This window comes from Lacticaseibacillus hegangensis (assembly GCF_003946465.1).
GTDB classification, from domain to species: Bacteria; Bacillota; Bacilli; order Lactobacillales; family Lactobacillaceae; genus Lacticaseibacillus; species Lacticaseibacillus hegangensis.
The window spans coordinates 1-22822 of record NZ_RHOL01000006.1 but is presented as its reverse complement, the minus strand read 5'-3'; the positions used below and the strand labels follow the sequence as shown (position 1 = coordinate 22822).

The window sequence follows — 22822 nt, the reverse complement described above, 5'->3', positions numbered from 1 at the left end:
TTCTTTTTAAGTCTCGATTTGATTCTCCTCCTTCTGCCGGATCCGGCGCATTGTCCGAATATACATCCCCAACAGAACAAATACAGAACCCATCCAGGCTAAAGGATTTGCCATTGAAGCACCCGCAAAGCCTAAATGAGCGACCAAGACAATACCGGCAAATGATCGCATTGCCAGCTCAAAAAATCCAGCAATTGTTGGAATGAGTGTTTGCCCCAGCCCCTGAAGAAGATTGCGAATTGTATAGAGTATCGCCAACAGCCAGTACATGCTCGCGTTGTAGTGAAAGTAAGTCTGCGCTAAAGCAGTGACTACCGGTTGATTCGGACCTAAAAACAAATTAATCAGTGGCTTTGAAAAGATAATGATAAGAGCCCCGAGCACCGCTGAAATACCGACATTCAACAGCAATGTCTGATGCACACCACGTCTTATTCGGCCATACTCCTTTGCGCCCAAATTTTGGGCCGCGTAGGTTGCCATGGTAACGCCAAAAGACGAGGCAGGCATTGTGGCAAGTTGATCAATTCTCCCTGCTGCAGAATACGCCGCAACGGCATTAGTACCGAGAGTATTGAGCATAACTTGCAGAATAATGGTGCCAATTGCGATGATGGACATTGAAAAGCCCGTAGGAAGGCTAATAATCAAATGGCGTTTCACTTGACTCCAATCGAACCTCAAATTAGATTTTGAAACATTGAGTAAGGGCATCCGTAACTTTATATGTATAGCACACATTACAGCTGACACTGCTTGTGCGATGACCGTCGCCCACGCAGCGCCAGAGACGCCCCAATGAAAGAGCAGAATAAACAGAAATTCAAGAACGATGTTAATCAGAGTCGCGATGATCAAAAAGATCAGGGGTGTACGCGAGTCGCCGAGAGCCCTCATCATATTACTCAGTAGATTAAATGCCATGGAAGCCAATATGCCGTAGAAAATCACCCTCAAAAAAGAGACGGCGTCATTTAAAATGTCCGGCGGCGTCTGCATAAGCACCAAGATGGGACGGGTCAATACAACGGTGACAATCGTAAAAACCAGAGCCATGAGACCGCAAACCCAAATTGAGGCGGCAAAACTTTTACGAACGCCTTGATCATCTCGTGCACCATATGCCTGAGCGGTTAAGACTGATAGACCAGCCGTCAATCCTTCAGCAAAGCCCAAAATCAGGAAGCTGACAGAGCCCGTGGCACCAACAGCTGCCAATGCATCTTTGCCGATCGTTCTGCCGACAATCAAAGCATCCATAAAGTTGTACAACTGCTGAAAAATATTGCCGATCAACAGTGGGATGGTAAAGAAAAAAATCTGCTTAATTGGGTTGCCTTTTGTAAGTGAGCTTATTATAACCACTTCGTTTCGCTACAAAATATTTCTAAACCACCGTGATAGATTCAGTTCATGACTCACCTGGAAGCCGAAAAAATGATCCGCTTTTAAATCAACAAGCTTATTGATAGACATGGACCATGCCACAGCTATTAGCGATATGATTCACTCTTGCTAGCCATCCAACTTACTAGAATCGGTGCTGTCAATTGAACCCGCTTCGTCGTCCATACCAGTGGTAGCTGGCAAGGCCTTAGAGGGCAACAGCATTAAAATTGGGATAGACGTGGCACCCACCCAGGTCAGTAGATTACGAAGTGTTGAGTCTGGTTTTAGAAATAAGGTGGCCAAATAAAGTGCAGCTTGTACTAAGATGATCCACCAAGGCAGCCCAGCGTCACGATAACGTCGAAGCACCAATGTCACCAGCGGTATCATAATCAAAGTAAAAGTAATCACAAATAGAACAAGCAATAGCACCAGCCAGCCACCTAGACTGAATAGCCACTGCTTGATGGTTAGCCCTTGTAGGCCTAGAAGTGCGGCTAGTGCAACGGGCAAGCCAATGGCCGCAATCAACGCAAACGAGAGGCCAAAAAGATACACCCACCAATACTCCGCACGACTTGAGCGGCCTCTAAAATTTAAATAGTTACTAAACAAGGCTTTTAATGTCGACACCCCAGTGGCCCGGTAATACCTGTTGTCTGCAGCGATTTGTTCCGCTTTGTTTGATTTGACAGCCATCGCGTTTTCCCCTCTTAATCTGCCAACACACTCGCACTGCAGTATGAGGCCTGAAATTCTGTTCGAGAACATTTTTATAGTTCGATTGTCTCAATACTTAGCTGTCCTTCGGCCACTCGCAGCGTAAGACGTCCTGGTTTTTCAACAGGCGGCATCGTTACTTCCGTCATTGCCGCATTAACAGAGATTGTCTGGCTGTTACCTTCGACTTCGAGGACTAGCCGCGCGGGAAAAGTTCCTCGGCACTGGAGCTTCACGGTCCAAGCCGCTTGGTGAGCGCGAATCAGATATTGAACTTGCTCCCCCTCAGATAAACGCACGACAAAACGATTCCATTGAGTATCAAAATCAAACTGATTGGCCTGTTTGGGCTTCAGCGGAATAACCTCCATCGGTGTGACGAATCTGTACCGATCTAAATTTTTAGGCGCATTATGACCGATGCACCCATCATCAAGAAAATCTGTAGCACGTAGGTCATAGGGTGATATGCCACGAATCTCACGGTCTACGCGATCATTTTTCTGGCAGTTTTCAAAACGGCAATTCTCAATTAGCTGATTGAACGTCATCTGCATTTGCTCGTACCCAGGATGTGGCGCACCATTCACATAATTGATAACATCAGCCCAGCCCTCAGGAATCTTGACCGTTACACAACCATTTGCGACACCCATCTTTTTATATGGCCAAAAGCAGTAACCAATATTATTGGCTCGACAAATCTGCCCCATCGCCGCAGTCCACTCTGGTTCATTCTCGCCGCTTTCTCCCATCCAAAGTGGCACATTAAGGCGCTGCCGCACCTCGAACCAGTCCTGTAATTGCGAGGCTTCTGGTAAGCCGCCATAATAATGAAAATGAACCACCATATTCTCATCATACCGGTGGGTAAAGACGTTGGGATCATTCGCCCAATGATGGCCTTCCAAACTGAGCATGTGCTTAGTATCCACCTCGCGAATGGCGGCAATCGCGTCAGTGTAGAAAGCCGCTAAGCGGGGCAACAAATAATCAATATTTGCCCACTCTTTTTGAGTCCTGACCGGTTCATTCAGCAAATCATACCCGCCAACATACGGATCATTCGCATACCGTCTGGCAATCTCTCGCCAGAGACCAATGCCCTTATCATAGCTGACCTTATCTGTATAAAGACGCGGAAAATTGTCTACAGAGTTGTCCATATTGGAACCGGTTTGACCACCCGGTGCCGCATGCATATCAATAATGACGTACATGTCTGCCTGATGACACCAATCGATCACACGCTGTATGTAATCAAATCCCGATTCGTTTAACTGCAGCCCAGGCTCATCCTTCAGCAGTAAACCCGAGTCAAATGGCAGCCGAATGGAATTGTACCCTTGGGCCTTAATATAATCGATGTCAGCCTGGGTAATATATGCATCGCGAAATTTCAGCCAAAAGGACTGAGCTTCGTCATGCCCAAGCAGCTCTTCAAAACGGGCGTTAATTCGCCTTGGCCGATCGAAATTAGTAGCACCTCCAGACTCCCACATATAGCCCTCTGGCACCAACCAATTACCAATATTCCATCCTTCTAGAAAGACCGGTCCATCGTCATTGACGACCTGTTCCCCTTCGCGCCGCAAAAAACCGACTACGTTCTTTTTCATCTTGACCTCCTCGCGCGCCTCAAATCTGTTTGAACTATTTGCGCACCAGCTACGATTGTTTTAACTAAACCTTGGTTTACAACCGATCTAGTTGAATTGTGTTAAGCCCATCCAGTACAATCTGACCGCCGTTGCCGTCAATAATTGTAGTTGGTTGGGTGAATACGACGTTGTTTAAATCAAGGTGGACCTTCTGGCCAATCTCCAGGAAAGGCACGCCATCTGTGGGTTCAATTTGACAATTCTCAAAGCGCAACGTAACCGGGAACCGATTAGCCTTGCATGCTGAAGTCCGCTTTACCTTGCTGAACTGCATATTCGAAAAGGAAACAGATTCGATTGGATGCGGATCAGCATCAGTCGGCAAATCTTTGTCATCGTAAACAAGAATCCGATCAAGATTCCGCACTTGCATGTTGCTGTAGCTAAATGAAGATGTGGCCGATCGATTAGGGTCATCCGGAAAAGCAAAATATGTCAGCAGTGCGTGCGTGTGATATTCATTCATGACACGATGAGGGTAAACGCCGGGACCAATAACGGTACAGTTTGAGAAGTTAATGTCCTTGCCACTGAGCCGGTTAACATTGCAGGCGGTGTTGAGCCAACAGTTAGTCACTTGTAGGTGCTCAACATCATACCCAGCCATACAATCGTCGCCAGTTTGCAAATAGCAGTTATCGATGTTGATGTTTGTTGAATGATATAGATTGAGACCATCATGGCCACCAAAAATCTTTACGCCGCTCACATTCACTGGCGTACAGCCTTCAATGAGATGCGACCAATTTGCACTGTGAATAACTGAATAGCCTTTTAAGGTCAGATTCTTGACTTGAGAAAGAACTAAACCCATTGGTCCGCGAAAGTGTTCTTCACCTTCTGGGTCGCGAATGTCTTGACCATCGATGACTGAGCCCGGTTCTCCTTCAATACAGATATCATGAGCATCATAAGCAGCAATTAACGCGTGAAAATAATATGGTGGTAGGTGCCAGGCGTTAATAAATTCCGGATCGTGTAAAAAGTTAATGTGCGGCTCTTCGCCAAACGTTTGGTAACCATTCAGGTCAGTTGTACCCTGTAAGACCACACCACCTTCCAGATGAAAGGTGGTATTACTGAAAATTCGAATGCTGCCAATAATATAACGGCCACTTGGTACAATAACGCGCCCGCCACCTTGGCTTGAACACTCGTTTAATGCTTGCTGAAAACTTTCTGTCTGAATCTTGCCAGTGTTCGGTTCTGCACCATAATCAGTCACATTAAAATCCATTGTTTTAATCTCCTTATTCAATTCATTTTCCTGGGAGAGCCCACCGAAACCTTGCTTCACCAATAAAAGAGCTGAAGCAAACAAGTGCGTTGCCTCAGCTCCGATTCACTTAACCATCAGGTTAGGCATCATTCATCTCAATTTTCAGAATCCGATGTACCGCCCTGATCCTCAATTAGCTTAATTGCGTCGGCCAAGACGGCGTGCCCATCCATTGTGCCGTAGGAGCGAATATCAATCATCGCTACCGGAATTGAATACTTTTCCTGCAACTGCGGAATCCTAAATCGCATCTGAGGGCCAATCATAATCACCTGGGCCTTCATTTTCTTAAGTTGATCAGGAATGACGTCGACAGCAACCGCAGCGATGTCTGCATCAATACCTTCTTTCTCTGCGGCCTCACGCATGTGAACTCCTAGTAAACTGCTTGACATCCCGGCCCCACATGAAACCAAGATTTCATACTTCGCCATATTTCTCCTCCTACTGAGAACTTCCCTATTCTTCTAGAGATTTCGTCAAATCGGGTTAGTTTTAGATCTTGCGACTTTTGAAGCTGAAACTCTTAAAACGGCATGCTCCTTTGAGATCCTAATTGATGCAGCTTGCCTGATTAATGTCGCGTCAACCGAAGTGCTTTGGCGGTAAACACTTCTTTTGGCATTGTCATCTTTAAACCAGTCTCGGTTGCCGCAAACTCGATTGACTCCGCCCCAACGACATCTTCCACGTGCCATGCCCCATCCGCAGCGGCAATGGAAATTGTTTGCTTTTCAGGTAGGTTAAAACCGAAAATCATGAGTATCATCTCATCGCTATCAGCCACAGTATCATGGTTCACAAACCCGGAAACCTGGTACCCAACCGGGTTAAAGTAACTGATAATCGGCTGTCCCTCGCGAATTGGGGTTCCTTCAGCAATCAAGTGCTGGTTTTCTTTATAGAACTTAAAATCCGTATCAACCGTTTGCCACTGCTGATCTGATAAACCGCGTATGTCTCCAGAAAGACAAGCCAGCCCAAGAAAGGTGCTAATCAAATGGAAATTTAGCTCATCATCTGTACTATCAGCATGCAGCACACACCAAATGAGATTTTTCGCAGCGGGTATAACGTTTAGCTCATTTGCGGCGATAATGGGAATCGCATGGCTGTCATGCGCATCAGAGAACGAGGAATACTCAGTGGCCTCAATGTATGCTGGGGTCAGACGGTGACCGCCTGACGCACAATTCTCAATTTCCAAGCCTGGAATCTTGTGTAACTCAGAAAACATTTCGAGCGTCTTACCGGTTAGTTGCTCCAGTGACTCAGGACCGTGTAATTTGCCTACATCAACCCCCACGCCTATCGTGTCGTTGTAGTCGATCTTGAGATAATCAAAGCCTGCAGCCCTAACTGGGTCGATCATGACTTGCCGAATGTACGCACGCACTTTGGGATCAAACAAATTCAGAAAGCGACGCTTAATGGTGGAGATCACTACCCCATCACGGGTTAGCAGGTGGCTTAAGTCGTGATACTTCGCACTTGGGGGAGCGGCAGTTTCTATTTCATACCAAATACCAGCTTTCATCCCTTGCGCATGAATTGCATCCACCACTGGCTTCAAACCATTCGGAAATTTCTTCTCGTCGACGACCCAGTCTTGCGGCAGCTCTTCAGTCGCATCTTTTGCCCAGCCTGCATCTATAACGTAATAATCGGTGCCATGCTTTTTGAGCAAAGGCAGCGAGCTTTCAATCAATTCTTGGTTGGGATTTCCCCAAGTGGTTGCAAATTCGTTATAAGTAATAGGTAATCCAGCTTTGGGCAAACTTGCAGCCTTCTGAAGCCGTTTACTGCAATATTCAAGCGTGCCAGTGCCAACCGTTAATAAAGCATACGGACTCGTGTAGCTTTCGCCCTGCTTCAACTCAACTTGCCAATTGCCACTATCATGGTCAGGTAATCCACCATATAGTGCTACCCGATCAGTCAACCTAGTAGCATTCGGCTGCCATGAGGCTTTTCCCTCCAACTCCGCCAGCCAATAGGTGGCAGTCTGAGTGTCATGAATTCCGACAAATGGGAAGAAGTTTCTTACCGGCATGGTTCCTGCCTGGCCAAATTGCTCAATACCTAACCCAGAGGGTGACCAGCTCGGCTCAAGATTGTACAACTCAACAGGTTGCTCCTCTATGCGCCCTTCCATAGTCCATTTCGAGCGCAACCGAACTAGATTGATCTTGCCTTGTGGCTGCTGGTCATAAAACGGGGTCAGATCAGAAAGTACAAACGAGGGCAGCCAATCAAGTAACGCTGTCTGTGCACTAAGATTTGTAAATTTCACCCAGGTTTTAAGCCGATTCTCTCCTTCATCCCACTGCACGAAATGCACTGCACGGTGATCTCGAGTGTCCGCAAGCGTAGTCGTGATCGTAGTCACAGGCCCTTCGACTTCCACCCTCTGATCTTGATATTTCAACAGCTGACTGGTCTGACAATTCAGCATTGTCGTCCCATTGGTGAAGTTCTTGTCGTAGTAGTCTTCTCGCAGCTTGGCTTGCACAAGTGAATTAGTCCTCACTTGATCAGTTGGAAGACGAAATGAACTGGCTAGTTCTGCCGGATAGATCGTCCATTCGACATGGCCTTCAGTGTCCTGAAGGTAATGAACAACCATATCACCTAGTTGATATTTCTTTAATGTGCTTAACGTGATGATCTTAGCCATTTAGTCCTCCATATTACGATTGCTTAGGCATTCGCAGCCTTCTCCAATTCTTTCTTTTCCTCATCTTTGATCTGCATATCGTACTGTTTGTTGCCTAAACGAACGAATGGCGTGTAAATTGCGACGTCCATTGCAATACACAACAGCTGAATCACAACCGCACTAATCGAACCGTTGCCAAGCAGCGCATTCAGAATCGGTGGAGTCGTCCACGGAACCATATATCTAAACACTGGCGTCAAGTGGAACTGAACAGCCAGGCCAAAGACAATCAGGTTCATGACCGGGGCAAAGACGTACGGAAACATCATAATTGGATTCAACATAACTGGAATACCGAATAGCAGTGGTTCACCAATATTAAAGATAGCGGCTGGCGCACCCAGCTTTGCGACGGTTTTCCAGTCGGGACGCTTCGAAAAGAGGAATATCGCCCCAACCATCCCAAGGTTGTGGATGGCTTGGGAAGCGGAGAACAATCCAGCAACAAAGATAAAGTGCCCTGTTCCGGCCTGGTTAGCAAGCGTCGGTGGCGTGCTGAGAACACTGAGTGGGGCCAGAACGTTCTGCCCGTTGATCCCAAACAACCAGAAGAACTGCTGCAAGGCCGTACTGAGAATATTAAATGCCCAGCTTTGGGCAGCTCCGACTAATGGCACCTGCAAAACCTTGTAAATCAAATCATTGATTGCGGGAATGGAGAACCAGTGTAGAACTGCCGCAATCAGACCCATGGCTGTGATGGTAATAAAGCTAGGCAGCATTGCAGCAAACGCATCCGAAACAGCAGGTGGCACTGTCTTTGGCATGTTAATGCGCAGATGCTTAACTTTCATTAGCTTGGCAAACATCCAGACCGAAAAGAACGAAATCAGCATAGCGGTGATGGTTGCATTCGTACCTAAATTATCAAAACTAAACGCATTGTCGATCTTCAGCATTGCCTTGCCATTTTGAAAATTGACAAATTGAGGGGTGACGATCAGAAAGCTGATCGTCGCAATGAATGTGCCATCTACAGGCCGCACATCCCACATCTTGGCAATTTCACGCCCAAAGGCAATCACCAGCAAGAGTGAGTAAATTTTCAGGGAAGCATTGATGATAATGTTCCCCAAGTACTGTGCATTCCCCAAAGTCTTTACAAAACTTGAAGCGGCATATGCATCACCGGTCAGACCTGTGAAGAGTTTCCCCAGATTCAAGCCTTGGACACCCATGACAATCCCATTCGGATCCAAGACGACCCAGTTAATGATCCCAAACATTGACGCAATAATGATGTAGGACATTGTGTCGGCGAAAGCATCACGAATACAGATTAGGACTTTGTTTTCACTGGCTTTTTGAGCAATTGGAAGTAACACATCGGTGAAATTGCCAAATTTAAATTTGCCCTTTTTCTTTTTGGGCTCTTTTGAATTCTTGTCCAACTCTAACCCTCCTTACTTCATGCAGTAGCAAAAATATCAACGAGCGCCGTTGCCTAATACCAACATAGACACCGCGCCAATCATCCCACCGTCGTTCCTAAACGTTGCAGGAACGATCGCTGGCAGTTCATCAGTCGATAATGACCCATTGAGTGTGCACAACACTTGATAACGCTGTTGAACCTCGTGCAAAAATTGTGAATTACTGCTGATTCCACCGCCAATTACAAGCAGCTCCGGATCGAAAAGAACAGTGAGATTATATAATCCTTTGCTGACCTCAAGAGTGAATCGTTGAACTGCCTTAACCGCGGAAAAATCGCCATCATTAGCCATCTGATACACAGCTTCTCCATCCTTGGCGGGATGGTTCGCGTGCTCTTCGTAGTAACGCAACAGGCCAGGTATCGAAGCTTTTTTGTTGATTGAAGCCAAATCCGTGTCATCATCGACCACATCGGCCACTACCATGTACCCAGTTTCTCCTGACCGGTCATGTGTGCCGCGAAAAAGGCGACCACCAATGTAAATCCCAGAACCTACCCCAGTACCAACCGTTGTCACAATAAAATTCTGCTTATCACGGCCGACGCCTTGCCACGCTTCGGCTCGAGCAAAACTATTAGCATCATTCTCAACACTAACTGGCAATGCCAACATCTCCTCGAGCTTTGACTTGATGTTAAGTCCTGCCAGCGAAGTCAACGCACCAGCCTTTCTGACTAAGCCATTTGGGCTAACGTAGCCAGGAATACTAATCCCGACACCACGAACGTCCGCGATCGATTCTGCTCTTTGGTTGATCAGACTAAAGATCTCATCGCGCGAGTTCGGCGTTTTGAAACTTAAATGGTCAGTGACTTGACCGTTCTCGTCTACAACGCCTGTCTTGATGCTTGTGCCACCAAGGTCTACCCCTAAGAATTGTCTCAAGCTACTCCCCCTCTTTAGCTCTGGATGCTGGACTTAGCCAAGCATGCTTTTGGCTCACATCCAAAACCGATGATAGTTCGTACTGTAACCGCTGTCAATAATTTGTTGGAATAAATTCTAAATTATTTGTGCAAACCTATTTTTGTGATATAGTCTATTTGGGCAAAACTAAGCGCTTTGGAGGCTGATTGTATGGCAACGAAATCCGGCAAAATATTCGACGACCTAAAAGGCCAGATCCTAGATGGTGTTTATAAAGATCAGAAAAAATTGCCAACTGAACAAGCCCTGGTAACCTATTACGGGGCCAGTCGAAACACAATTCGAAATGTGCTCAAAGAGCTCGAAGTTGAAGGGCTCATCTACTCAATTCAGGGCTCAGGTTACTATAGCCAAGACGCCAAGGTCCTTGACTCAATCTTGCTGCGTGGCTTAAGTGAACTCTCCCGGGCCAAAACGCAAAAGGACAAGGTGACTGCGTTCGCGATTGAGAAGTCCTCACATGAGCTTTCGCAGTTGTTCAAGATTGACTTGGGCTCCCCAATCATTCACTTTTGCCGCCAACGCTTCTTGAACAAAAAACTAGTTCAGTACGAGGATGCGTACATGCCTCAGGAAATGTTCCCCGACTTCACCAAAAAAGATGCCTCTGGTCCTATCTACAATTATGTAGAAACGCATGGCTACCGCATCTCCTATGTCGTGCGAGAGGACCGGGATATTCTGCTGACCGACGAGCAAAAAACACACCTAGGGTTACCTGAAGACAAGCCAAGTGCTGCAATGCTGACCCGGTCGACCAACTACCTTGAAGACGGCCGCGTCTTTGAATATTCTGAAATTATTGAGCATCACGCCTATCACACTCACGTTGCGCGACGTCACTGATGCTGAGAAAGTTCAACCAGGTGCGCGTTCTGCAATCTCATAGTCATGCAAACAAAGCTGCTCAGATGGCTGCAAATGGATTTTCATATGATTACTTTGTAGGCCGATCAGCGGATATTTAGCCGCTAAGTCGGGACAGGGCTTTCTTGTTGAATAACCTATTACAATTATATTTGGAGGACGTAGATATGAGTAAAGCATTACCTGAAGGGTTTTTATGGGGCAATTCCACTTCCAGCATGCAGACAGAAGGTGGCTGGAACGAAGGCGGCAAGGGCAAGTCGGTGTACGACGACCGCCCAGCTTCGAAGGACGCTTCGGACTGGCACGTTGCCATTGACGATTACCACCGCTACGACGAGGACATTCAGCTCATGGCCGATCAGGGCATGAATGCTTACCGGTTCCAGATTTCCTGGAGCCGGGTCTGCCCAACCGGCGATGGCGACTTCAACGAGGAAGGAATCAATTTCTATTCCGACTTGATCGATAAGCTCATTAAAGCCGGAATCACCCCGATGATTTGCCTGTACCACTTCGACATGCCGCTGGCCTTGGCCGAGAAGTACAACGGCTTTGCCAGCCGCCACGTCGTCGAAGCGTTCGTGCGCTACGGCAAGAAGATGGTCGATGAGTTCGCAGACCGGGTTCCGTACTGGATCACGTTCAACGAGCAAAACCTCTACTTTCTTCCTGATGCATATTACTTCGCGGGTGATTTGAATGGCGAACGGAGCGACTCCGCTTTGTACACCATCTCTCACCACGTAATGGTCGCCCACGCCGAGGTCGCCAATTACCTGCACAAACAGTCTTCCGCTAAAATTGGCGGGATGCTCGCCTATAGCGAGGTGTATCCGGCTACGTCTGCACCAAGGGATATCTTATATGCACGGCAAATCGACGAGTTCCTAAATAAAAATTTACTCGACGTCTTCGTTAACGGCCAGTACTCCACGGAAGTCATGACCTTCGTCAAGAACCACGGTATCGACATGGACTTCACCGATGCCGATAAGACAGCATTTAAGCAGCTGAAGAGCGACTTCATCGCCTTTTCCTACTACCGGTCCGGCCAGATCAACTCCGACAAGGTGCCAATCAACACGATCGTCAACCACTATCTCGACTACGGCTCCGAGCAAGTGCCCGGGCTGCAGGTCAACGAGTGGGGCTGGAACGTTGATCCGCTCGGCTTCCGCGACATTCTCACCAAAGTTTACGATCAGTACCACGTGCCGATGTTCCCGATCGAAAACGGGATTGGCATCCGCGAACACTACACCGGCCAGGAGATCCAGGATGACTACCGGATCGATTACCACCGTGTGCACATTCAAGCGCTCAAGGATGCGGTATTCGAAGATGGCGTTGACGTCATCGGTTACCTCGGCTGGGGGCTGATCGATATTCCTAGCTCCAGCGGCAACATGGACAAGCGTTACGGCATGGTCTATGTCAACCGCACCAATTCAGATCTGAAGGACCTTAAGCGGGTTCCGAAGAAGTCCTACGCGTGGTTCAAGCATGTGATCGAGACTAACGGGGCTGAGCTCGACTAAGTCAACTATCTTAGTCACTAAAAATTTACTAGTACAGGTGATTGTATAACCTGCCTGTCTAGCTTCAGATCAGCCCTTGATGCAACGCTAGGAAATGAGATTTACTAAGCATAGAAACGCATATAAAGGCCCCGATGCCGCATAGAAAAGCCTATGCCGTACCGGGGTTTTCGTCTACTTTAAAATGTCAGCGGCCCGCAGCTTGGTGAAGTCGACCTGCGGCAAATACTGTTCATTGGCCGCCAGCAGCTCGTTGAGCAGCGGCCGAGCATCCACATCGGAGTGGACGACCGGATTGATGGTCAGAGCCTTGAGTGCTGTGGCGTAATCGCCGCTGACGGCCGCCTTACAGCCGACCTGCTCGAAGGCCTTCATCTCGTGCACGATGCCGACGCAGGCTTGCGGCAGATGGCCAGTGGTCAGCGGCACCGGACCGTGGCCGGTGATCACACAGTTCATTTCCATCACCGAATCCGGCGCCAGGTCCAGGCAGCCGCCGTTGTTGGCCACGTTGACGACCTGGACGTCGCGCTTGTCGGCGTATATGGAATAGATCAGGTTGCAGGAGGCCCGGCTGTAGCCCGACCCGCCGCGCTTTTTCAGTTCTTTCGGCAGCGTCACCAGGCTCGGGTCACGGTAGATATCGAAGAGCTGCTTTTCCAACCGCTCGGCCACGACCGCCCGGCTGCCTTCGTGCGCCGCCGCTCGCTGTTCTTCGGCGACCACCTGCTTGGTTTTCCAGTAGTACTGCAAGTAGCTGATGGGGATCACGCCGAGGCTCTGCAAAAAGTCGGCATCCCAGTTGCCGACTCCGGGGTTGTCGACGCGCTGCTTCTGGCTGGTGACCAGCTTGATCACATGTGCCGTCACGTCCTGGCCGTCGAGGTAGATGTGCCTGGCAAACACCAGGTGGTTCAGGCCGATGAACTCGACATAAACGCGCGCCGGATCGACGTCCAGCGCCTTCACAATATCGCGGCGGATGTTGTCCGGACCGTTGCACAGCCCAATGACCTTCGTCCAGTTGGTGTAATGCAGCACGGCCTCGGTCATCATCCCCGCCGGATTGGCAAAGTTGATCAGCCACGCCTCAGGGCAAAGCCGCTCCATGTCATGCACAATGTCAATTAGCACGGGGATCGAGCGCATCGCCATCATCAACTCGCCGGCCCCGTTAGTTTCCTGCCCGAGCGTGCCGTACTTGATCGGTATGTTCTCGTCATTGACGCGCGCCGGAAGCTGACCGACCCGAAACTGCGTCGTGACAAAATCGGCATCCGCCAGCGCCGCTTCACGGTCCAGCGTCGTGACGATTTTCATCGGCTTGCCCGCGGCCTTGACCATACGTTTTGCCATGGCTCCGATCACATTCAGTTTCGCTTCGCCGGCCGGGACATCAACCAGCCACAGCTCGCGCACCGGCATCTCGTCGTACCGGTCCAAAAAGCCCTTTACCAGCTCTGGCGTGTAGCCCGAGCCGCCACCAATCGTCGCAATCTTTATGGCATGTTTTGCCATCTGACTCACCCTTTTTCAAAAAGATTAACTTGCTACCGTCTTCAATATAGCGCGTCTGGGACGGCGTTCAACGCTTAGGCCGCAAGCGGGTACCGTATCGTCAATTGGATCGTTGTAACCTTTTCGATACAGGTCGTATCAGGCGGTGTAAACTGAAAGCGAGGTGATTCACATGCTGTTTCTCGACCACGCCGTCGAGCTATCCGACATCGACTTGGCGATTTATAAGTACGTCCTGCAAAACCTGGACAAGGTGATCTACATGCGCATTCGCGAGCTCGCCGCCAGCACCCACACGAGCACGGCGTCGGTGCAACGCTTCTGTCGCAAGTTCGAGTGCCAAGGCTTCACTGAATTCAAAATTCGGCTCAAGCTGCTGCAGGAACAGACTGCCGCCCGGACTCGGCCCACGCCGGTTGACCCCGGCATGTACATCAACTTCTTCAACCGCGTGACGACACCGGATTTTGACGCAAAGATCCAGGCCGCCGTGCAGCTGCTCAAGCAGTGCGAGCTGGTCCTGTTCATCGGTGTCGGCTCCTCCAACGTGATGGCTGAGTACGGCGCGCTTTACTTCTCCTCGCTGTTTCACATGGCGGTGCGCATCGAGGACCCGGTCACCTACCCACAGCGCTACTTTCCCAAGGCCCTGCTGGATAAGACCTGCGTGATCGCCCTGTCGGTGTCCGGCGAGACGCCCGAGGTGATCAGCTACCTGAGCAACCTGTCGTTTCGCGACAGCCACACCCTGTCCATCACGAACTCCGCCCACTCCACCGTCGCCCGCCTGACCGATGTCAACATCGCCACCGACATTGCCAAGGAGCATTACGTCGAGCAGGACGTCACGTCGCAGGTGCCGTGTCTGTTTATCTTGGAGTATCTGGCAAAGATATTGCATGAGCAGACGACGGTTCAATAAATCAAAGGTGCTAAATCATGCGCGAATAGACAAACAAACGAGGTGCACAGCCCTGAAACGGGGGCTGCGCACCTCGTAGATTTCACCGAAGGGCGCTTGATGTTCAACTAAACTAATAACAGTTTCTGTATCTTTAAAGCTTGTGTAGCCGAAACAGCGAACCGACTGTCTCGGCCGTCTAGAGGGCGGAATGAATACTGAAAGCTATCTCTAACTTCCCCAAGCAGTCTAATCATTACCTAGTCATCAAGGCTTAGTCCATTGATTCAAGTGGAATAGGCTCCGCAACAATGGCCATCTGACTGTCCTTATCAAAGAAGTGAGCTTTATTAATATCAAATCCTATCTTAATGTGGTCACCTGGATTGTGAAAATCACGGGAGTTCACATTTGCCACATATTCTGAGGCGTCTGTCTTGAGGTAAAGTTGCTCCGTTGCGCCAAGTAGTTCCGAAACAACGACATCTGCTTCCACTGTTGCATCGGGCCAAGTGTCCAAGAATGCCTGCTCGGAGTGAATATCCTCCGGCCGGATGCCAAAGACTACTTCTTTGCCATTATATCCCTGAGCATCCAAAATCTTTGAACGTCCTTCGGGAACTTTGAGCGTAACCTGCTTGCCATCTGAGATGACACCGTCTTTATATGTAACATGGAAGAAGTTCATCGCAGGACTGCCCATGAATCCCGCGACAAACATGTTCCTAGGATTCTGATAAACCTCCTCCGGGGTGCCAATTTGTTGAATCTGGCCGACTGACATGACAACAACCCGATCAGCTAGGGTCATGGCTTCAGTCTGGTCATGTGTGACGTAAATCGTCGTCGTATTTAACCGCCGATGAAGTTTTGCGATTTCTGCCCGCATCGATACACGCAACTTTGCATCCAAGTTGGACAGGGGTTCATCCATCAAGAAGATTGGGGCATCGCGAACAATCGCACGGCCTAGCGCAACACGTTGCCGCTGACCACCGGAAAGATCCGCTGGCTTGCGCTTCAGAAATTCTTCCAGGCCAAGGATCTCCGCAGCGTTATCAACGCGCTTCTTAATATCGGTTTTGCTGTAATGTCTGAGTTTCAATCCGAAGGCCATGTTATCCGCAACAGTCATATGCGGATACAGCGCATAGTTTTGGAAAACCATGGCAATGTCCCGATCCTTCGGTGCAACATCATTCATCACCTTGTCGCCGATCTTCAGTTCACCCTTAGTAATATCTTCCAACCCGGCAAGCATACGAAGTGTAGTAGATTTCCCGCAACCAGAAGGCCCAACGAAAACAATAAATTCACGGTCCTTAATGTGCAAGTCAAAATCCTTGACCGCATAATCCTCGCCGTCAGCATATTTCTTATAGAGGTGGTTCAGATCAATCTCAACCATTGACAGTTCCTTCTTCCACTGAGTCTTAATAATTAATCGTAATGTATAGCACATTGAATTATCGATGCACTACTACATTAGCGCCAATCAAAAATCACGCTATGGTGCTCGGTCCGATTTGCCAGCCCCGCATAAGCCGCCTGGCAATCCTCGGGTCGATAGATCTTGAACTGGTCTTTAACGTTAATTCGACCATTCGCAATCCAATCAGCCGCCCGTTGAATATTGTCTGCATGTCCGTACCACCGATATTCATCTGCCTGAGAAGGAAGAAACCACTCCCACCCAGACTTCAAAGTGATAAAGCCATAAAAGATCGAACGCAGAAGCTCATGCATCGTGTGACTACTGTACTCTTTCCACGGAACGCCAATCTGATAGACCTCCGCCCTCTTCTTCATCAGGGACAAGCCCTCCAAGAGTACTTGATCGACGCCGGTACATTCAAGTAGCAGGCCAAATTTTGCAGCATGCGATTCTTGTAGTGACTTCACGTCAGGGTATGTTGAAATCCCAGTGAGATCATGAATGTGCTCGCATCGTCCTTCGTCTCGATCTATAGCGACGACGGTATAACCTAACTGGTGTAAAACCTGACAAGCCAAGGAACCAACCATCCCAAGTCCCAATACTAGGACCTCTTCGAAAGGCTTAACAGTAGTATCCACAATAGAAGACATAGAGACAGCAGCCATTCGTGCAAAGATTATTTCTTCAAGATGTTCGCTCTGCTTCAGGAATATGCAACTGCTCCGTTTCACAACGCCATATTCAGCATGATTATAATCAGCCAGTACCAGCTTCCCAATATCCTCAGGCTTGTCAGAAAGATCGATACGCCCAATAACCGTGTAACCTGGGAAAATTGGAAATTTCAAGTTCCCTTCCAAATTCTGGAAGGCTCCAAGTTCACTGCCGGTCGAGACTAAAGAAATTAGTGTCTTGATGCGTACCATTCCGTCTTCAAGCTGATCTGAGATTTGATGATTGACTAACTTGGCAGTTAAAGCATCAGTAAATTCTACCTGCTTCATTTGCAAATTAAGCACCTTCTTGGATCATCTCAAAAACTTCGCCACCGGGGGACTGAAGATACCCAAACCACATCTTGACCATCTCACCCGAAAAAGTGGGAATGTCAGAAAAGGTCGGTTTCACAACTACCTGAGCGCCAAGATCTTCAGCTCGTTTAAAGTCTGCTTTGATGTTGTCAGTCGTAAAGGCAACATGGTCCCAAATGCCATGCGCGGCATGGTCGGAATGGTCCTCAAAGACTTCAAATGTGACGTTCGCACCCACTTTTAAAATAATCGCGTGGTCCCCTTTTCCGACGGTTCCCCACTCATGAAGGGGAACAGCATCGAAGAACTGGGTAAAGAAGGCGATGGACTTTTGAAAATGCTTCGTCTGTAAACAAACATGATTTAACACTGCTGTCGGCAAGTCGAAAACTCCTCTCAAATTCTTACTACTTTACCGCCCCAGAAATAGATTGCAAATAGTTCTTCTGGAACATCATAAATACAATCACAACTGGGATAATCGATAGAATCGTACTTGAAGCGATATACCCAAACTTGTACGTGAACTGGCCGTTCAAAGACTGCAATGCTGTCGCAATTGGATAGTGGCTGGGCTGCGCAACAATCGTCGGCCAAAGAAAGGCGTTCCACTTGTTGATGAAATCCATAATACCCACAGTTGTAATCGTCGGCATGACACTCGGCAGCATGACGCTCCACCAAATACGAAGCTCGGAAGCACCGTCTATCCGTGCCGCCTCATACAGCGCATCCGGAACCGCCAGATAGGCTTGCCGCAGCAGGATGATCGAGAAGGCCGATACAGAACCCGGCAAAATGATACCTGCAAATGTGTTCAACAGTCCCAGACGTGAAATGGTAATGTAATTGACGATAAGAGACGCACTGGCAGGAAGAATCATCGTGCTCAACAGTAACCCTGATATGAACCCCCGCCCCTTAAATTTCATCTTAGCGAGTGGGTAGGCTGCCATCGAAGAGAAGATGATGTCGATCAAGATTCCGCCCAGTGTAATGACAATAGAATTAAAGAGATACTTGTCAAAGTGGATAAACTTGAGCAAGCCAGAATAGTTAACCATTGTCATATGCTTGGTGATCAGCGCGATGCTCGACATATTCTCGTTGTTTTTAAACGAGGCACTTAAAATCCACAGAAAGGGAAACACAGAAATCAACGCGACGATGATCATGACAGCATAATTTAGTACAATGCTACCCGTCGACATCCGCTTCCCCTTGACCAGGTAGCTGTGCCGACTACTGATACGTTTAACCTGACTACTTTGCATGTGTTTGCCCTCCCTTCCGTTGGTAAACAAACAGGATTACCGAGAAAAGCGTAATAACGATTGATAGCAGAAGGCCTACAGCAGCACCATAGCCGAAGTTAAAGTTCCCAAAGGCCTGGTTATAGGAATAGTAATTTGTAACCAACGTCGCGTTGTTTGGTCCGCCTTGCGTCATGACAAAGACAATGTCGAAGACGCCGAGCGCTGCTATCAATGACATCAGGGAGCAGACCCAGATGAAAGGCTTTAGCAGGGGAATCGTGATCTTGAAGAAGATTGTTGCTGGGGATGCACCATCGATTTCGGCCGCCTCCGAAAGTTCTGAGGGTATGCCCTGCAATCCGCCAAGGTACATCATCATGTAATAGCCGATCCCTTGCCAAATGGTTATCCCCATCAAAATTGGAAGCGTTAGATGAGAATTGTTCATGAAGTAGATAACGTGGGAGAAGCCTGCGTTTTGCATCAACGTATTGATCAACCCTGTAGGATCAAGAATGAACCCCCACATAATCCCAACGGCAACCATTGACGTAACCACCGGAATGTAAAACAAAACACGGAAAATTGTCACACCGGGCAAAGGCTTATTAACGACCGTTGCTAAATAAATCGAAATCAACTGGAGAATTGGCACCACAATTACAAACTCAGCTGAGTGTCCCAGTGAAACCCAGAAATCTGAGTCTTGAAATGCTCGGGTGAAGTTTTGAAGTCCGACCCATGATGTCTGCCCAATAACAGAATATTTCATGAAAGCCAGTGGGATGCTATAGATAATTGGGTAAAAGGTAAAGACACCCAGAATTATCAACGCTGGCAGCATGAACATCCAAGGGACGAGTTTCTGTCTGATCTTGACTGTTTTCAAATTGGTCCCCACTTTCAAAAACTACCGCTGATATCAGTTGTTCTTCAAATACTTATCAACCTTTACTTCAGCATCCTTGAGAGCTTGCTTAGGCGTCTTCCCATCAGTGTAAACTGCATCAGGAATGGAGTTGATTGTGTTCACAATATCAGTCGCATTTGGCACTTTAAGAACGGCGTCACTAATGTGCAAGCTGGCTTTGACGCCCTCTGCGCGGAGCTGGCCTTCAAGTGTCTTGGTGTCAGACGTGAAGTACGGATCCTTCAAAGCCTTATTGGTTGTTGGGAAGATTGTGGCCTGTTTGCAGAATGCAACCTCATTAGCGGTATTGGTCAGGTAAAGTGCAAACTTGGCAGCCGCCTTTTGATGTTCACTAGTTGCCGGAACAACAATATCCTGAACAGGGCTCATGACCAATCCGCCCTTCTTGTCTGCAACTGTCTGAGCTGCAGCAGACTTGTTCCACTCATTGACAGAGTTGCTCTTGACGTTTGCAAGCACCTGAGGGCCAGATGTAACTGTGGCAACCTTTTCCTTTGCGTAAAGATTTTCCATAGCTTGCCATGATCCCCAGCCGGTCTTTGACATTTCACCCTTCTTAACCAAATCTGTTAATTGAGTCAGAATCTTCAAAGACTGCTTGTTATTGAAGACCGCTTTCTTGCCATCCTTAGAAATCACAGGAATATTGTTCAACGTTAAAATGTGCTGGAAGAAGTTTGGCGTATACAGAAAGGCGCCCGTCTTGTCCTTCATTGTCTTGGAGTCACGAACGACATCCGCATATGTCTGCGGCGGTGTCAGACCTGCCTTCGCAAACAGATCCTTGTTGTAAAGCTGAACTTCCGGTGTGTGATACCACGGCAACGCATAAAGCGTGTTATCACGATAACGTCCAGTATCAAGCAAGTTCTTGTTGTATACGGCAAGCTCTTTCTTGGTCATTAACTTATCCATATTGGCTAGAGCACCCTTAGAAGCAAGCGCCATGGTCAACTCCGAGAAGGAATTGACAACATCTGGTGCCTTGCCACCAGCCGTTGTGGCAAGCAATTTGTTTTGAAGCGAAGCCTGCGGCAGGTCCTGCCACTTAATGGTGATGTTAGGATTTTCTTTTTCATACTGAGCAATTACGCCCTTAAAGTATTTGGTGAAAGTTGGCTTGAGTTCCATAGTCCAAAAAGTAATCGTCTGCTTGCTTTTCGCGCTGGTTTGTTTCGATGCGCTTGAGCTCCCACAGCCCGACAAAATCATCAAACAAAGGCTCGCGACGAGCGTTAAACCAAAGAGAAACTTCTTTTTCATGATTAATCCCTCGCTATTATTGTTGTCATTGTATCAAAATCTGCTTTTGCAACGTCTGTTGTGGGGCCTAGTTTCTGGGCTTCAGTCTCACAAACCAGAAACTTAGTCCCCGCCAGCTCCGCGGCATCTATAATACTTGGCCAATCACTTGCATCTGTTGAATCGCCAATTCTGACATCATACCGATACTGCTTCGAAAACGGCTTAACATGACAGATATCCACCCGTCCTTTCAACTGAACCAGTAGGTCTTGAGGAAGCTTTCCTCCCTCGATTGCGTTACCGGTATCCAACTCGAACTGAAAGTCTGGTGGGGTATGATTGATTAAGATTTCCAAGGAGGTCTGATTGTTGTCCAACTTCTCCCCGAAATCATAGTCATGTGTGTGATACCCAAACTTGATGCCTCGCCTCCGAAACTGCGGTATCAACGTCGTGATCCGTGAGGCATGTGCCTTCCAGGTGTCTGCAGTGTTTTCTGCAATCGTATGCCCAACTTGCCAGGGCCCACCTAACGCCGGGATGAATATTTGTGGGGTGCCAAGCGCGCTGTGATAAGCCAGCGTATAATTGATGTTTTGCGGCTGTAGGTACTTCCACTCAACTTGCCAACTCACCAAGCGAATCTGATAGCGATTTAGCAGATTCTTCAGCTCATCTACGTCAAGGATAGGATCACCATAAAGCTCAACATAGTGGCAGCCGATGGTGTTCAGCCAAGCCATCGCTTTTTCGGGATCGTGCTGATATAAATCGTATATTGAATAGATTTCAGTTGCGACTTGCATTGGCTGATAGCCCCGTTTCCCAGAGAATCGCGTTCTCGATTATTTCTTGCATCTGTGGTGTCTCAAGTGCAGCAAAAGTATGACCTGGAATTAGACTAAACACTTTGCCTTGCCCAACCTCGCTGCACCATGATCCAAGCGTTGTTCCTTCTTCAGAAGCTGAAAGCATTAATGCGGTGACTTTTGAAAAGTTGACGTTAATATAGTAATGCTCATCAACAGCCGTCAGAGGAGTGACCCCGTCTGTAATTGGGTGGGAAACATTTCGAATTGGTGCGGTCGTCAGGCTTACGTGCTTCTTGGAATGACCCGCAAAACGGCCTGAATTCAATTCTGTATAAAATGGACTGTCTTCTTCAATAAGCACTAAGCCCGCGTGTACGAACATAATGCCCATTCCCTCACGAACCATCTTCACAATTGCAGATTGTTCACTATTAGTTAAATCAGTCTCCCCTTCAGGCCTTCCATTTGTAAAAAACATAGCCAAGTCATAAGAATCTTCAAACAAGTCTCTCGCTCGGTCAGTTTTTACAACTTTCCACTCAGAAGAAGTAAAACATTTGTCTATCAACGGATCCACCTTGTCGCTGGGGTGATAGAAATCGCCACGAATAACCAAGGCTTTCTTCAATAAATTACCTCCCCTCAAGGAATTTTGGCGGTTAAAAATGGTAACGTTACTAAATGTATTTGTTTGCGCTTCCACTGCGAAAACCCATAGTAAATCTGACAAATTTCAAAGTCAACACTTTATGAATTTTTTTGATAACGTTATCAGAAACGTCTATACTTAACCTGAGCAGAACTTAAAAGAAGGAGCAGACAACTTATGCCAATAATTCAGCACTCAGCAAATCTTATCCTAGCCTCTACCAGCCAGGCTGGTGCTTTAAATGCGATTATTCCATTCTTAAATATGCACAGTGATGCGGTCACTGATGTCATCACTGACGTCGAGGTCATAAATGGATTTCGACCGCCGCAGGCTGCCACAATCTTCGTGCTCCCCGTTGGCCAAGCGCATTCGCCTTATTACAGCCTGGCGATAAGAATCCTGCAAGACGTGAATAAAGTCCCCAGTTTACAATTCAAGTGCAACACCCTGACGACTAGACCAAAAAGGCCATGAAGACCTATTCTTGTTAGTACTA

The 22822-nt window shown here is 47.9% G+C and carries 20 protein-coding genes; 3 read left to right on the top strand and 17 right to left on the bottom strand.

What is annotated here, in order from left to right:
* Positions 1-6: 6 nt before the first annotated feature.
* The 8 genes from EKM86_RS02405 to EKM86_RS02370 form a co-directional block, all read right to left on the bottom strand.
* On the bottom strand, positions 7-1356 hold the full coding sequence (locus EKM86_RS02405; protein WP_125754996.1) for an MATE family efflux transporter: 1350 nt from the start codon (positions 1354-1356) through the stop codon (positions 7-9).
* Positions 1357-1515: 159 nt separating this feature from the next.
* Complete coding sequence (locus EKM86_RS02400) at positions 1516-2088, bottom strand: DUF805 domain-containing protein (protein WP_164506137.1); 573 nt, start codon at positions 2086-2088, stop codon at positions 1516-1518.
* 74 nt (positions 2089-2162) lie between these two features.
* A complete protein-coding gene (locus tag EKM86_RS02395; protein WP_125754922.1) occupies positions 2163-3728 on the bottom strand; it encodes a glycoside hydrolase family 5 protein in 1566 nt (521 codons plus the stop codon).
* A 76-nt stretch (positions 3729-3804) separates the two neighbouring features.
* Positions 3805-5091: a glycoside hydrolase family 28 protein gene (locus tag EKM86_RS02390; RefSeq protein WP_125754921.1), complete on the bottom strand. Its 1287-nt coding sequence runs from the start codon at positions 5089-5091 to the stop codon at positions 3805-3807.
* 53 nt (positions 5092-5144) lie between these two features.
* Positions 5145-5483, bottom strand: a complete 339-nt coding sequence (locus EKM86_RS02385) for a PTS sugar transporter subunit IIB (RefSeq protein WP_125754920.1) — start codon at positions 5481-5483, stop codon at positions 5145-5147.
* A 140-nt stretch (positions 5484-5623) separates the two neighbouring features.
* On the bottom strand, positions 5624-7726 hold the full coding sequence (locus EKM86_RS02380; RefSeq protein WP_125754919.1) for a glycoside hydrolase family 36 protein: 2103 nt from the start codon (positions 7724-7726) through the stop codon (positions 5624-5626).
* 23 nt (positions 7727-7749) lie between these two features.
* Entirely contained in the window at positions 7750-9159 is a 1410-nt protein-coding gene (locus tag EKM86_RS02375) for a PTS sugar transporter subunit IIC (protein WP_125754918.1), read from the bottom strand.
* 36 nt (positions 9160-9195) lie between these two features.
* On the bottom strand, positions 9196-10092 hold the full coding sequence (locus tag EKM86_RS02370) for an ROK family protein (protein ID WP_125754917.1): 897 nt from the start codon (positions 10090-10092) through the stop codon (positions 9196-9198).
* Between the two features lie 192 nt (positions 10093-10284).
* Between EKM86_RS02370 and EKM86_RS02365 the strand changes: the two genes are divergently transcribed.
* Positions 10285-10980 carry a GntR family transcriptional regulator gene (locus EKM86_RS02365; RefSeq protein ID WP_125754916.1) on the top strand — a complete coding sequence of 232 codons (696 nt, stop codon included), beginning with the start codon at positions 10285-10287 and terminating at the stop codon, positions 10978-10980.
* A 188-nt stretch (positions 10981-11168) separates the two neighbouring features.
* Positions 11169-12542: a glycoside hydrolase family 1 protein gene (locus EKM86_RS02360; protein WP_125754915.1), complete on the top strand. Its 1374-nt coding sequence runs from the start codon at positions 11169-11171 to the stop codon at positions 12540-12542.
* A gap of 174 nt (positions 12543-12716) precedes the next feature.
* Here the strand turns inward: EKM86_RS02360 and EKM86_RS02355 are convergent, their stop codons facing one another.
* Entirely contained in the window at positions 12717-14060 is a 1344-nt protein-coding gene (locus EKM86_RS02355; protein WP_125754914.1) for a 6-phospho-beta-glucosidase, read from the bottom strand.
* Positions 14061-14232: 172 nt separating this feature from the next.
* Here EKM86_RS02355 and EKM86_RS02350 point away from each other — a divergent pair, with 172 nt between their 5' ends.
* Entirely contained in the window at positions 14233-14982 is a 750-nt protein-coding gene (locus EKM86_RS02350; protein ID WP_125754913.1) for a MurR/RpiR family transcriptional regulator, read from the top strand.
* Between the two features lie 253 nt (positions 14983-15235).
* Here EKM86_RS02350 and EKM86_RS02345 read toward each other — a convergent pair whose 3' ends face one another.
* The 8 genes from EKM86_RS02345 to EKM86_RS02310 all read right to left on the bottom strand — a co-directional run bounded on the left by EKM86_RS02345 (position 15236) and on the right by EKM86_RS02310 (position 22302).
* Complete coding sequence (locus EKM86_RS02345) at positions 15236-16369, bottom strand: ABC transporter ATP-binding protein (protein ID WP_125754912.1); 1134 nt, start codon at positions 16367-16369, stop codon at positions 15236-15238.
* A 77-nt stretch (positions 16370-16446) separates the two neighbouring features.
* Positions 16447-17403 carry a zinc-binding dehydrogenase gene (locus tag EKM86_RS02340; protein ID WP_164506136.1) on the bottom strand — a complete coding sequence of 319 codons (957 nt, stop codon included), beginning with the start codon at positions 17401-17403 and terminating at the stop codon, positions 16447-16449.
* Positions 17404-17410: 7 nt separating this feature from the next.
* Positions 17411-17812 (bottom strand): VOC family protein, encoded by a 402-nt coding sequence (locus tag EKM86_RS02335; RefSeq protein ID WP_164506135.1) that lies wholly within the window; start codon positions 17810-17812, stop codon positions 17411-17413.
* Between the two features lie 25 nt (positions 17813-17837).
* The gene (locus EKM86_RS02330) at positions 17838-18704 is read right to left on the bottom strand and encodes a carbohydrate ABC transporter permease (protein WP_225419338.1); all 867 of its coding nucleotides are present in this window, start codon (positions 18702-18704) and stop codon (positions 17838-17840) included.
* Positions 18694-19458, bottom strand: coding sequence for a carbohydrate ABC transporter permease (locus tag EKM86_RS02325; RefSeq protein WP_225419337.1), 765 nt, complete (start codon positions 19456-19458; stop codon positions 18694-18696). The genes EKM86_RS02330 and EKM86_RS02325 overlap by 11 nt, the downstream gene beginning before the upstream one ends.
* A gap of 150 nt (positions 19459-19608) precedes the next feature.
* Positions 19609-20880, bottom strand: coding sequence for an ABC transporter substrate-binding protein (locus EKM86_RS02320; protein WP_125754909.1), 1272 nt, complete (start codon positions 20878-20880; stop codon positions 19609-19611).
* Between the two features lie 2 nt (positions 20881-20882).
* The gene (locus tag EKM86_RS02315; RefSeq protein WP_125754908.1) at positions 20883-21668 is read right to left on the bottom strand and encodes a sugar phosphate isomerase/epimerase family protein; all 786 of its coding nucleotides are present in this window, start codon (positions 21666-21668) and stop codon (positions 20883-20885) included.
* Positions 21652-22302 carry a ThuA domain-containing protein gene (locus EKM86_RS02310; RefSeq protein WP_164506134.1) on the bottom strand — a complete coding sequence of 217 codons (651 nt, stop codon included), beginning with the start codon at positions 22300-22302 and terminating at the stop codon, positions 21652-21654. The genes EKM86_RS02315 and EKM86_RS02310 overlap by 17 nt, the downstream gene beginning before the upstream one ends.
* Positions 22303-22822 lie beyond the last annotated feature (520 nt).